The sequence below is a fragment of the Agrobacterium sp. 22-226-1 genome, from assembly GCF_053522345.1.
The window spans coordinates 1-12880 of sequence record NZ_JBNWCP010000002.1 but is presented as its reverse complement, the minus strand read 5'-3'; the positions used below and the strand labels follow the sequence as shown (position 1 = coordinate 12880).

The 12880-nt window shown below is 59.1% G+C and carries 13 protein-coding genes; 8 read left to right on the top strand and 5 right to left on the bottom strand.

Annotated features, from left to right (window positions below; genetic code table 11):
* Positions 1-8: 8 nt before the first annotated feature.
* From ACQZ5K_RS03105 to ACQZ5K_RS03090, 4 genes are read right to left on the bottom strand one after another with little or no spacing between them, the layout of a single operon-like run.
* A complete protein-coding gene (locus ACQZ5K_RS03105; RefSeq protein WP_448739625.1) occupies positions 9-1688 on the bottom strand; it encodes a dipeptide ABC transporter ATP-binding protein in 1680 nt (559 codons plus the stop codon).
* A complete protein-coding gene (locus tag ACQZ5K_RS03100) occupies positions 1685-2506 on the bottom strand; it encodes an ABC transporter permease (protein WP_448739624.1) in 822 nt (273 codons plus the stop codon). The genes ACQZ5K_RS03105 and ACQZ5K_RS03100 overlap by 4 nt, the downstream gene beginning before the upstream one ends.
* Positions 2503-3441 (bottom strand): ABC transporter permease, encoded by a 939-nt coding sequence (locus ACQZ5K_RS03095; RefSeq protein WP_448739849.1) that lies wholly within the window; start codon positions 3439-3441, stop codon positions 2503-2505. The genes ACQZ5K_RS03100 and ACQZ5K_RS03095 overlap by 4 nt, the downstream gene beginning before the upstream one ends.
* Before the next feature lie 2 nt (positions 3442-3443).
* Positions 3444-4334, bottom strand: coding sequence for a proline iminopeptidase-family hydrolase (locus tag ACQZ5K_RS03090; protein WP_111792058.1), 891 nt, complete (start codon positions 4332-4334; stop codon positions 3444-3446).
* Between the two features lie 144 nt (positions 4335-4478).
* On the opposite strand from ACQZ5K_RS03090, the gene ACQZ5K_RS03085 reads away from it, so the two are divergent.
* From ACQZ5K_RS03085 to ACQZ5K_RS03055, 7 genes are all read left to right on the top strand, one after another.
* Positions 4479-5246, top strand: coding sequence for a LuxR family transcriptional regulator (locus ACQZ5K_RS03085; RefSeq protein ID WP_448739623.1), 768 nt, complete (start codon positions 4479-4481; stop codon positions 5244-5246).
* Positions 5247-5339: 93 nt separating this feature from the next.
* The gene (locus ACQZ5K_RS03080; protein ID WP_111792034.1) at positions 5340-6251 is read left to right on the top strand and encodes a proline iminopeptidase-family hydrolase; all 912 of its coding nucleotides are present in this window, start codon (positions 5340-5342) and stop codon (positions 6249-6251) included.
* Positions 6252-6297: 46 nt separating this feature from the next.
* Positions 6298-6576 (top strand): hypothetical protein, encoded by a 279-nt coding sequence (locus tag ACQZ5K_RS03075; RefSeq protein ID WP_448739622.1) that lies wholly within the window; start codon positions 6298-6300, stop codon positions 6574-6576.
* A 283-nt stretch (positions 6577-6859) separates the two neighbouring features.
* The gene (gene dcm / locus ACQZ5K_RS03070) at positions 6860-8110 is read left to right on the top strand and encodes a DNA (cytosine-5-)-methyltransferase (protein WP_448739621.1); all 1251 of its coding nucleotides are present in this window, start codon (positions 6860-6862) and stop codon (positions 8108-8110) included.
* Positions 8103-8561 carry a very short patch repair endonuclease gene (locus ACQZ5K_RS03065; RefSeq protein ID WP_111792037.1) on the top strand — a complete coding sequence of 153 codons (459 nt, stop codon included), beginning with the start codon at positions 8103-8105 and terminating at the stop codon, positions 8559-8561. The genes dcm and ACQZ5K_RS03065 overlap by 8 nt, the downstream gene beginning before the upstream one ends.
* Positions 8558-9883: an MvaI/BcnI family restriction endonuclease gene (locus ACQZ5K_RS03060; RefSeq protein WP_448739620.1), complete on the top strand. Its 1326-nt coding sequence runs from the start codon at positions 8558-8560 to the stop codon at positions 9881-9883. The genes ACQZ5K_RS03065 and ACQZ5K_RS03060 overlap by 4 nt, the downstream gene beginning before the upstream one ends.
* Positions 9884-10148: 265 nt before the next feature.
* Positions 10149-10619, top strand: coding sequence for a hypothetical protein (locus ACQZ5K_RS03055; protein WP_448739619.1), 471 nt, complete (start codon positions 10149-10151; stop codon positions 10617-10619).
* Between the two features lie 69 nt (positions 10620-10688).
* Here ACQZ5K_RS03055 and ACQZ5K_RS03050 read toward each other — a convergent pair whose 3' ends face one another.
* Positions 10689-11603: a hypothetical protein gene (locus ACQZ5K_RS03050; protein WP_448739618.1), complete on the bottom strand. Its 915-nt coding sequence runs from the start codon at positions 11601-11603 to the stop codon at positions 10689-10691.
* Positions 11604-12064: 461 nt separating this feature from the next.
* On the opposite strand from ACQZ5K_RS03050, the gene ACQZ5K_RS03045 reads away from it, so the two are divergent.
* Positions 12065-12853 carry a hypothetical protein gene (locus ACQZ5K_RS03045; protein WP_448739617.1) on the top strand — a complete coding sequence of 263 codons (789 nt, stop codon included), beginning with the start codon at positions 12065-12067 and terminating at the stop codon, positions 12851-12853.
* Positions 12854-12880 lie beyond the last annotated feature (27 nt).

Here is a 12880-nt window from a genome sequence, read left to right as displayed (position 1 = left end):
TCTGGTGGTTATTTGTTGTTGTAATGTCTCGACAGCGCTCTGTCCGGGTCAATGTCGGGAATGGCGTCGATCAGGCCGGCCGTATAGGCCTCGCGAGGGTGGGCGAAGACATGTTCCGACAGCCCTTCCTCGACGATGCGGCCGTGATGCATAACGATGACCCGTTGGCAGAGGGAGCGGACGACCGGTAGGTCATGGGCGATAAAAACGAGCGTCAGCTCCATGGTCGCAACCAGCTTGCGGAAGAGGGCGACGATCTGCGCCTGAATCGTAACGTCGAGCGCGGCAATGCATTCGTCGGCCACGATGACACGCGGATCGATGGCGAGCGCGCGGGCAATGCCGGCGCGCTGGCACTGGCCCCCGCTCATTGTGCGCGGCTTGCGTTGTGCAAAGCTGCGGTCGAGTTCGACGAGATCGAGAAGTTCGTTCACACGTTCCGGTATCCGCGCGGCCGGGATTTTCTTCTGAACGCTGAGGACTTCGGAAAGCGTTTCGCCAATCGTCATGCGCGGATTGAGCGAATTATAAGGGTCCTGGAAAACCATCGCCGCTTGGGTTCTGAGCGCGCGCAGGGCTTCCTTGCGCTTGAGGTGGAGGCTCGCATTATCGAAGCTGACATGACCGGCCGAGGCTGGCGTCAGGCCGAGGATTGCGCGCGCCAGCGTCGATTTTCCCGATCCGCTTTCGCCGACAATACCGACCGTTTCGCCCGGCCATATCCGCAGCGATACGCCATCGACTGCGCTGAAGTGCCTGCGTTTCGAAAACAATCCGCCGCGGGTTGGAAAGCGGACGGCGAGATCATCGATCTCGATCAGCGGTCGAATGTCCACCCGCCTCGCGGCAGGCTCGGCCGCGGCCGCGGCTGGTTCGGCGAGCATGGACGGGTGGCTGGAAATCAGCGTTTTCGTATAGTCCGCCTGCGGATCTTTGAGGATCTGCCGCTTGTCGCCGGTCTCGACGATGCGGCCGTGGCGCATCACGGCAATGCGGTCGCAGGTCTGGGCGACGACGCCGAGATCGTGCGTCACGAGAATAATGGAGAGGCCGCGCCTGTCGCGCAAGTCGAGCAACAGATGCAGGATCTGCGCCTGGATTGTCACGTCGAGCGCCGTTGTCGGCTCGTCGGCAATCAGGATTTCCGGGTTGCAGGCAAGCGCTATCGCGATCATCGCCCTTTGCCGCATCCCACCTGAAAACTCGTGCGCATAGCTTGAAAACTGGCGAGGCGGATCCGTGAAGCCGACCTGGCCCATAATGTCGAGAGCCAGCGACCTCGCCGCCTCGCGCGCAACGCGCTGATGAAAGACTATGCCTTCAACGATCTGGTCGCCGATGCGCATAACCGGATCGAGATGGCTGGTCGGGTTCTGGAAGATCATGCCGACGCGGGCGCCGCGGATCGCTTGCAGCACGGCCTCGTCGGCGCCGGCGATCTCCTGTCCGTCGAGTACGATCGACCCGCCAGTACGATAAATGGCGTTCGACGGCATGAGGCCGACCAGCGTGCGGCAGAGCAGGCTCTTGCCCGAACCGCTTTCGCCGACGAGGCCCAGGACCTCGCCGCGAGCGACATCGATGGAAACCCGGTCGAGGAGGACACGCGTCTCCTCGGGCGTCGCCACGGCGACGGACAGGTCACGGACGGAAAGGAGTTGCGTTTGCGTCTGTGCCCGCGCGCTCATCCGTTCACTCCCAGCCGCTCGGCGAGCCCGTCGCCGATGAGGGAAAAGCCGAAGGCGAGTACGACGATGGAGAGCCCCGGAAAGAGTGTGATCCACCAGGCCTGCGTGACGAAGCTCTGGCCTTCGGCAACCATCACACCCCATTCGGCGGTCGGCGGCTGAACGCCAAGGCCAAGATAGCTGATGGCCGCGCCCGACAACAGAACCAGCACGACATCCGACATGGAAAAGACAATGGAGCCGCTCACCGCATTGGGCAGGAGGTGGCGGAAGAGGATGCGCAGGCGCGAGAAGCCGAGGCTCTGGGCGGCCATGGCAAAATCGCTGTTCTTGAGTACGAGGATCTGTGCGCGGACCAGGCGGGCGTAAGACACCCAGCCAACCAGCGCCATGGCGATATAGAAGCTTCCAAGGCCTGGTCCGAGAATCGCGATGATGGAGAGCATCAGGACCAGGAAGGGAAATGCGAGGATCACGTCGATCAGCCGCATCAGGACGGCATCGACCAATCCGCCAAGGAAGCCGGAAACTGCCCCGACAACCGTGCCGATCGCGAAAGGGAAGGCGACCCCGATCAGCGCCATCTTGAGATCGACTCGCGCCGAATGGATCACGCGCGAAAGGATGTCTCGGCCGAAATTGTCGGTGCCGAACGGATGGGCGGGACTTGGGCCTTTGAGCCGCGCCGCTGCATCCTGAAAGATCGGATCGTAAGGTGCGACAAGCGGTGCAAGCAGCGCCATCAGCACGAAGAGGCCGAAGATGGCAAGCCCGGCATACAGCGTTGCGTTGCGTGTCCTGACAATGCCGCCGCTCATAGCTTCACCCGCGGGTCTGCGGCGACGGTAGCGATGTCGGCCAGGAAGTTCACGAAGACGGTGGCGCAGGCGAAAACCATCGCCACGCCCTGGACGACCATGTAGTCGCGCGAGAAGATGGCACGGACCAGCAATTGCCCCATGCCCGGCAGCGCGAAGACGCTTTCCACCACGACCGTGCCGCCGATCAGCCAGCCGATATTGACGGCCAGAAGGTTGATCGTCGGAACCACGGCATTCGGCACCACATGGCGCCAGAAGACGATCCGCTCCGGCATGCCGCGAGCGCGGGCGGCGGTTGCCACATCCGATTTCAGCCAGTCGATCATGGCAGCGCGCAGCGAGCGCATCAGCACGGTGGAGAGCGACAGCGCGATAGTCAGCGAGGGCAGAACGAGATGCACGAGCTTGTCGGACAGCGTGTTGCCGTAGCCCGAGACGGGGAGAAGCGGAATGCTGACCGAAAAAAGCAGGATCAGCATCAGCGCAAGCCAGAAGGAGGGAAAGCCAATGCCGAAGGTTGAGACGATGCGCACGGCATGGTCAACAAGCCGACCCTCGTTGCGCGCCGCAACGGCTGCCAGCGGCACGGCAATCAGGACGGAGAGAAGTACCGAAGAGAACACCAGCGCCAGCGTCGGCTCGATGCGGGCAACGATCAACTGCAGCACATCGATCTTGAAAGTGATCGAGCGGCCCATTTCGCCATGCACGAGGTTTTTGACGAAGTAGAAATATTGCTGCCAGATCGGCTGATCGAGGCCGAATTGCGAGCGGATATTGGCAATCGCTTCCGGCGTCGCCTTGGTGCCGAGAAGAACGCGCGCCGGGTCGCCAGGGATCAGCCGGACCAGGACGAAGGTGATGATGGAAACGCCGAGGATCACCGGCAGGAACTGCAAGGGTCTGGTAAGTATGAAGCGATAGCGATGCAGCATCAGCCCGACACGCCTTCGAGGAAGGAAAGGAGCGGCGGGTAATAACCCTCCGGGTTTTCGTAGAAGGGCATGTGGCTGGCATTGCGAACGACATTGATGCGCGCGTCGTCTGGCAGGGCGTTCTTCATGCGCAGCGCGCAGGCCGGTGTCAGCTCGTCATGCTCTCCGACGACGATGAGCACGGGCGCGGAAATCTTTGGCAGGTCCGCAATGCGGTTCCAGTCTTTCAGGTTGCCGATGTAGAGGAATTCATTTGGGCCCTGCATGGTCATGTAGGGGCCCATGTTCCAGTCCTGCAGCGACCGGTTGACCGGCGCCGGCCATTCGGGCAGACGGCAGACATGGCGATAGTTCAACAGCGTGATGGCTGCCACGTATTCCGGGTGATTATAGGTGCCAGCCGCCTCGTGAGCCTGCATCATCGCTACCGTTTCGGGGCCTAGCGCGGCACGCAGCCGCTGCAGTTCGCTGGAAAGGTGCGGCATGTCGGCGACTGTGTCGGCCAGAATCAGGCTCTTGATAGCGTCTGGATAGGTCAGCGCATAGTCGATGGCGAGCCACCCGCCCCAGGAATGGCCGAGCAGGTGAACCCGGCCGAGCCCCAGCGTCCGGCGCACCGCTTCCGTCTCTTCGACATAACGCCCGATGCTCCAGAGGCATTTGTCATCCGGGCGGTCGGATGCGCCCGTACCGAGCTGGTCGAAGGCAACGACCCGGAAGCCCTTGTCCGCAAGAAAGGAATGCGCCTCACGCAGGTAATCGCAGGGCAGGCCCGGTCCGCCATTCAGGCAGAACAAGGTTTCTGGCCCCTTGCCGAATACATAGGCCACAACGCGATAGCCTTGGATTGTCAGCTCGTGCCTCTCGTCCGGTTCTATTTCGCGCCACATGATTTCGCCTTCGCATTTGCGCAACATTTAAGCAGGATTATTTCTAGAGCAATTGAGGCTCCACACTAGCTATCAGAAGTGATAGGGTGAAGCCGTCCGAAGGCCAGGGGTTGGAAATTCGGCGCGGCGCGGCGAGAGGGTGGTATGGACGTCACAGGCATCGAAGAGCGGTTTGCGGCGGCAACGAGCCTCGACCTTCAGATTGATGAACTTTTCCTGGCTATGCAGGGCTACGGCTTCGATACGCTGATCTACGATTACACGCCTGGCCGTTACGATCTCAGCGGCGAGCTGATGATTCCGACCGTTCTGGAACTGCGCAATGTCGATGAGGCGATGCGCGACTATTGGTGCCAGCGCGGCTATTTCCGTCACGATCCCGTGCAGCATGTGGCGCTCGGCACGACCGCGCCTTTCTTCTGGAACTATAATCCCAAGGCGCAGACGCTCATTCACGCCTTCATGAACGAGGAGACGGTGCCGGTTGCCGAATTTCTCTGGGAGCGGGGGCTGACCGCCGGTGTGACCGTGCCGATCCATCTGCCGGGCGGTGACTATGCCACTGTCACCGGCATCCGCGCCGGCGATCCCGTGCGGCTCGAGCGCGACGTGCGGCTGTGCATGGGCGATTTCAGCTTGGTCGCGCATCTCTTTCAGCGTACCGCGGCAGTACGCATCGCTGGGGAACAGGCGCTCTCCCGCTTGCCGCGCCTGACCATGCGCGAGCGCGAATGCCTGCGCTATTCAGCGGAAGGCTATTCGGCCAAGGAGATCTCACGCCTGATCGACCGGTCCGTACCGACTGTGGTCATGCATCTCAACGCCGCGACCCGCAAGCTCGGTGCGCGAAACCGCACCCAGGCGGTCGCCCGCGCGGCGCATCTTCGCATGTTCGACCAGCCGCGCGGCTAGGCCCGCCTTACCCTATCAGTTGTGATAGCTGCCGCATCGGCGGTCAGCCGCCTATTGTCCGCTCCATGATCGTCACATCCAGGGAGCGCCACATTGACGTCCGTTGAAACCCGTGAAGGCTATCTGCCATTCCGCGACTATCAGACCTGGTATCGCGTCACTGGCGACCTGAAGAGCGGCAAGCTGCCGCTGGTAGTGGCACATGGCGGCCCCGGTTGCACGCATGATTATGTTGATAGCTTCAAGGGTATTGCGGCGCTTGATGGGCGCGCGGTCATCCACTACGACCAGCTCGGTAATGGCAAGTCCACGCATCTGCCGGAAAAGGGTCCCGAATTCTGGACGGTTTCGCTGTTTCTGGAAGAGCTGGATGCGCTGCTGGCTCACCTCGGCATTGTGGATCGTTACGCCTTCCTCGGTCAGTCATGGGGCGGCATGCTGGGCGCGGAAAATGCGGTGCGCCAGCCGGCGGGACTAAAGGCGCTGGTTATCGCCAATTCGCCCGCCAACATGCGTACCTGGGTCGCGGAAGCCAACCGCCTGCGCCGCGATCTTCCGGCCAACGTGCAGGAAACTCTACTTGCTCACGAGGAAGCCGGCACGCTGACGCATCCCGACTACATTGCCGCCTCCCGTGTCTTCTACGACCGCCATGTCTGTCGCGTGACGCCCTGGCCAGAAGATGTTGCGCGTACGTTCGCTGCCATGGATGAGGACAACACCGTCTATCGCAACATGAACGGCCCGACGGAATTCCACGTTATCGGCACGATGAAGGACTGGACGATCGAGGACCGGCTTGATCGCATCAAGGCCCCAACACTTTTGATTTCCGGCGCCCATGACGAAGCCACGCCGGACGTCGTGCGCCCCTATTCCGAACGCGTTCCGAATATCCGCTGGGTGCTCTTCGAAGAGTCCAGCCACATGCCGCATGTCGAGGAAAAGGAGCTCTGCCTGAAGACGGTCTCGGACTTCCTGTCGGTTTACGACGCGGTGGCCTGAGCGGTTTTTCTGCTTGAAGCGGACTGACTCCAGGGCGTCGACGGAATTGGCGAACTCGTGCTTCCTGAAAAAAGACCGCCATCAGGATCGTGACCTCCCTGGAGATCGCGCGAAACGAATCCATTTGGTCGGGCACGGTCCGGATGTCGAGGGCTACGACCTTTACACGCGGGCGGATCAGCGGAATGCGGTGATCGATCATGCCCGGCCGAACGACGCATTCGACGACGATGTCCAGGGCACCGTCGCAGGTTCTCCCGCCCCGCGCGATGAAAGGCACCGCGACACAGTCTCCGAGTTTAAGCCGGTGAAGACTGATCTCTGATGAAAACGTCTTTGGAAAAAGCGCCGGACGGCCGAAATCCTGACACCTTTCGAAATCTCCGGGAGCAGGCGTCGAAGGAATGCGATGTTCGTGCGCGCGAATATGGCGGCGACGTTGTCGTCGGCGTCGTGTGAGGGTCTTTCCTATTGACGACTATTGTGCTGATGCCGTCAAATTCTCCTGTGTGAATTTGCCAAAATACGAACATAGAGGGAACAAACTGTTTGTTCGCTGAGTCCCTTTGTGCCAGAGTGGCAAAAATCGACACAGCGGAGATTCGGGAATGACGCATCAGGACGGCAAGACAGAGTTCGCGCGGCTCAGGGAGCAGGCCGGACTTACCCTTGAGGAGGCCGCGCGCGTCACCAGGGCTTCTATCCGCTCCGCCTACCGTCACGAAAACGGCGAATGCTCTCCGTCTCCGCTCGCTCTCGACATGCTTCGGCAGCTGGCAGAAAGCCACCGGCTGCCGGAGAAGCCGGTCCGGTTCCGCTTTATTGACCTCTTCGCCGGCATTGGTGGCCTCAGGGTCGGTTTCGAGAGCATTGGCGGCAAATGTGTTTTCACCAGCGAGTGGGACAAGTACGCGGCAGAGACCTACCGGAAAAACTTTCCCGAGGACGAGGAACACGTCTTCGCCGGCGATATCCGGGAGTACACGAAGGATGACGAGGCGCTGGCAAGGATACCCGCGCACGACGTGCTTCTGGCAGGTTTTCCCTGCCAGCCGTTCTCGATCGCGGGCGTATCGAAGAAAAACGCACTGGGGCGCCCCCACGGCTTTCTCGACGCCACACAGGGTACTTTGTTCTTCGATGTGGCGCAGATCATCCGCTACCACAAGCCGAAAGCCTTCCTCTTGGAGAACGTGAAAAACCTTCAGCGCCACGACAAGGGGCGCACGTTTGCAACCATCATGAAGGTGCTGGAGGAAGAACTCGGCTACAAGGTCGTGACCCGGGTGGTCAGCGCCCGGCCATGGGTTCCCCAGGGAAGGGAACGAATCTTCATTGCCGGCTTCCGCGATCACAGCGCGGGATTCACGTTTGATGACGTCGCTGTTCCCGAAGGTCCGGAGCCGACCTTGAGCAGCATCCTGCAATCCGGTGTTGAGGCCAAATACACCCTGACCCCGAAGCTCTGGGAATATCTCCAGAACTACAAGAAGAAGCACGAGGCAAAGGGCAACGGCTTCGGGTTCGGTCTGTTTGGTCCCGGTGACGTCGCCCGGACGCTTTCCGCCCGCTATTACAAGGATGGCTCCGAAATCCTGATCGATCAGGGGAAGGGGAAGCGTCCGCGCCGGCTTACTCCGAAGGAATGTGCCCGTCTGATGGGGTTCGAGCGGGGAAACCGCGTCTGGGAAATACCGGTGTCCGACACGCAGGCCTACAAGCAGTTCGGCAATGCGGTCGTCATGCCCGTTGTCGAAGCCATTGCAGAGGCCATGAGCCCATGGCTGCCGGATGCCCGGTCCGGTCAGGTCCTTCATCTTCCCGACACGGAGGAGGAGAAGGCCGTCGTCAATGGCTGATATCGTTCCTGCCCATGTCCGCAGCCGGATGATGTCCGGCATCCGCGGCAAGGACACGAAGCCGGAGCTGCTGGTGCGCAGGGCCCTGCACGCGGCCGGCTTTCGATACAGGCTGCATGAGCGCACGTTGCCCGGAAAACCCGATATGGTGTTTCCGAAATATTCCGCCGTGGTCTTTATCCATGGCTGCTTCTGGCATGGCCATGACTGCCATCTCTTCCGGATGCCCTCGACGCGGACGGAATTCTGGCAGGCCAAGATCTCTGGAAATGTGGCGCGTGATGTGAGGGCGATCACCCGTCTTCGGGAGACCGGCTGGCGTGTCGGTACCGTGTGGGAGTGCGCGCTCAAGGGCAGGGAGAAGTTGCCGGTTGGTGAAATTGCTGCAACTCTTGCCGTATGGCTGCGCGGTGAAACTCCTCAACTGGAAATCCGGGGCCTGGCAGCATGATTGATACCCTTGAGGCCCTTGCCGGGCTGATGCGCCAGGCTGGCGCCGAGCGAATTTACGCCAAGAAGCTTGCACCGAACGACAACTCGAAAAACCAGATTTATCTCGGCGGCGACTTTTCTGCCCTGAACGTCATTCCGCACGGTGCCGTGGAGACTGACGGGTCCGAAACGGCAGGGAGCGTGCGCGACCGGGCCAAGGCAGGTGTCCGGTTCTGGTGGATTGATGAAAACGGCCGTTACGAGGCCCCGAACGCCCAGCTTATTCTCTACCCGAAATACCCCGAAGTGCGGATGTCGGGCTTCCTGAAGGGATGCCGGAATGCGCCGGGAGATGTCATGCGCGTCCGTGACGAGGGCAGGGTGCTTTTTCTCGGGATCACCCGTGACGGGCAGGTTCTGGGTTACGCCGTGCCGGCCGGCGGTCCGCTGGCAAACGCCGTATATGCATCCGCTGATCTCCAGCCCGCAGGTGTCTTTCTGGAAATTCCGGCCGTGCCGGAAGCCGGCAGCACGAAGCAGCGGCTTCTGGAGACGCTTGCTGCCATCTATGCAAAACACTGGATACCCTCGCAGAAGCTTGGTGCTGACGGCGTTGCCCGTCCCTATGTCGCGCGAAACGGTGGCGGCTATACGCTGGAGGCCGAGCTGGGTATCAGTCCGAACGGCTATTCGGAACCGGATTACCTCGGCTGGGAAATCAAGCAGTATGGTGTAACCGACTTTGACCGCTACCGGCCAACGAGCCCGGTAACCTTGCTCACGCCGGAACCGACCGGCGGTTTTTATCGCGAGAAAGGGGTGGAGGCATTTCTGCGAAGGTTCGGTTATGCCGACAAGAGCGGGAAGGCGGGGCGGTTGAATTTCGGGGGGATCTATTCGAGCGCCCGCGGCTATCACTCAGACACTGGCCTGCAGTTGCGTCTGACCGGCTACGATTTCGAAGCGGGAAAAATCACGGACCTGACAGGCGGTATTGCCCTTTTGGACCAGTATGGCGAGACAGCCGCGCTCTGGCAGTATACGGGCATCATCGAGCACTGGAACCGCAAACATGCCCAGGCCGCCTACGTTCCCTCGCTGTTCCGGACGCCGCCACCTGAATATCGCTACGGCCCGCGCATTCAGCTCTGCGAACAGACGGACCTGATCCTGTTCCTGAAGGCCTTGGCGGCGGGAACAGTCTATTACGATCCGGCCATCAAGCTGGAGACCGATGCCGCGGGGAACTTCAGGATCAAGCGACGCAGCCAGTTTCGTATCCGGCACGATCAACTCGGGCAAATGTATCACGCGACTGAGGTGGTTGAGCTTTTGATCTGAAGTTTGGCGATGCCGCAGTCGTTGAGAGACAAATCCCGGCAACACCGTGATTGGTTGCGTTTATGGTCAAAAGCCTTTGGGCCGACTGCATTCAAATCGGCGATCAACAAACGCTCATTCTGAGGGCGATGGATTTCAACCTTATTCTGTGTGATGGTCCGCCGAAATCTTCTCATTTTCCGATTGGCCGTGTTTTAATTTGATGCTCGAGAACAACAATCAAGTTCACTTGGAAGGCTGCCTTCAGGTACTCGTAGGGCTCCCATTGAGCATTGCCCGCGACATTGCGGGCATGAAGGTTTTCCATTTTGGAAAGATTGTATCGCATCCTTCAGGCAGGGGCACTGTCGGTGCATACGCACTACATATTCAATGTCCGTGGCGCATCGTTGATGAGAAGACGATAATCACAGGGACATCAGATCGTTTTCTCGAGCCGGCTGAAGGAACAGAGGTTAACGATGACGACCATAAATCGGGAAACCTGCAGCTCATTAAAATTGCATATCTGCTGAAGGGCTACGACGCGGAGACAAATTCCTTCGTAAACGCAACAGAGCAACTCGTGGTCATAGCTGTCAACACAGACAACTATGGCGGGGCTGACCTGTCGCTATCAGGTGGTTACCGCCTGCAGATTTTTCCCGATGGTTCACTCGGCGAGGACTGGCGCTTTGTTGAGATTCAAGGCCGTCACGTTGTTATCGAAGGCGGTCAAGTACAATTTCACGAATAGCAATCTTATCACAACAACTCCCCGTCAGCGTTTTTCAACGTGTCGGTCCCTTGCGGCCATCGGCTCGCGTTACCATTCCCGCCATTCCGCGGTGATATCTTCATCATTCGGAAGGCTGAAGCCCGACGCCCTTACCACCGCGTCGATCAGAACGCCAAGTTCGTCGCGCTCGAGTGTTTCGATCATCCCGCTTCTGCGGTTGATTTCATTGATCGCAAGAACGATATCCTTGACCGCCGCCCGGATGGCCCGCGCATCCCGCTCGCTGGTTGCGGCCTTCACCGTGTCGACGAACGCATTCAGCGCTGCTTCAGCCGTGGCGATATCGGCCTCGTTGAAAAGGTCGTCTCCCTCGGCCATGGACGCGCGCCAACGTGGCGTCGGAATCTGGTCCCGCAACACTTCGACTTTATCGATATTGCCCGGCACGATCTTCTGCTTGGACAAGGACGCCTTTCGGCGCTTCGCCTTGAACATGGTGCGGTCAGCATGCATCAGATAGACCGCCATCAGCCGCAAGTTCGCATCATATTTTACGATCACGATCTTATTGCCAACAGCATGGGCGTGATCGAAGCGTTCGGCTGAATATTCCGGCAGCGAGCTGCTCTTCCCCTCCCGAAACGGACCCGCCCCGAGTTTCTCGGCCACGACGTCGCTGCTGTCTCCAAACGTCAGACCGAATGGCAGCGCCGACATATAGGACCGTTGCACGGCTCTGATGGCATCCAACCCGGTAAAGGACAGCCGAGAGACGATCCTCTCCTCGTCGTCCGGCAGGTGCCGTGACCGTACCTCTTCGAATTCGGCACTATATGCGGAAAGGCTTTCCACCTGCAGGCCGAAGCCGCTATCGAAACCGCCGAAAAATCCGATCTCTGCATTCGTGTGGAAATCGATTGGATCCAGCTTTTCGTGCTCCGCCATGTACGACCCGACAATCGGATCGGCGATGCTGCGGCCAAGTATATCGGAATGGTTCATTCTCTGCATTTCCCTTCGTCAGCGGGGTTAACATGGCTCCGGCGAACCAACCTTCGCTGAATGCGGTAGTCGGAACTAGCGGATAATATTTCCGCCATACGCTCAAGCTCGGCTTTATCCGGCGCAGCAATCTCCTGGACTTGGTCGGAAGGTTTTGTCATCTGTTTACTGTGCAGGAACAAATTGAGTTCGATGGACACGTCATCTCAGAGAGGAAGCTCACCTGCCGAACGAAAGTTAAAAATTTTTCTGACCTCAATCGTCATAGCAGTTGCAGCGGAAGAAGGTGAGACTAGCCGATCGTTTTTAGCCCGAAAAATAACGGATTTCCGAATCGTGAGTATTGCGATTACCTTCGAGAGAAAAGCGTCGCGACTGCACGCTATGCATGTTTTGAATGAGAGCAATGACTGCCGAAGTTCTGAACGCATTTCATATTTACAACCTGCTGGACGCCATTGATGCAACGACTTTTTGCTACGCTCGACCAAATCACACAAGAGTATGTCCTCGTGCAGGCTTGGAAAAAAGCCTCCTCTTACATCCGATATCATAACTGGTTTGCGGACACCCTTGAACTTGACAGGGCGGCAGCGGACCTCCCGAAATTCATTGCGGAGATACGTGATGAGCTAAAGACCGGCTCCTACTTTCCCTCAAGCCTAAGAGTTGTCCCGGCGCCTAAGAGCCAGCAATGGAGAGTAAGCGAAAAGGGACAATGGCAGCCAACCAATAGTGAAAGTGCAAAAATCCGCCCCTTGGCACGCGTTGCGCTACAGGATCAGGTTGTCGCAACAGCGATCATGCTTTGCTTGAGCGAGAGAGTCGAAACCGAGCAAGGCGATCCAGTGGGTGACTACCATGTGGCCGACGTTCGCCGTCGTATGATGTCGTATGGCAATCGACTATTTTGCGACAAATCGGAATCGGGGGATTATCTCATTCATCGTTGGGGTTCGTCAAAGCTTTACCGGGCGTACTTCCAGGATTACCGGACTTTCCTAAGTCGGCCAGAGGCGGTCGCTGCCTCAATCGAGGGCGGCCAAGAGGCACTGATCATTCAGACAGACCTCAGCCAATTCTATGACCGAGTGACACCTGACGCGCTTCACGCCAAGCTTCGGCGCTTGCAGACACCAGATGACGATGAGCGCTTTTTCAAACTCGCTGAAGATGCTTGTTGGTTTCCACGCGGAACTGAGCCGGTTTTTCCACCGAGAAGTGAGCCACCTCTAAGTATGGTTGTCTGATCAGGCTTTGGTCAATGGGTTGGCCTT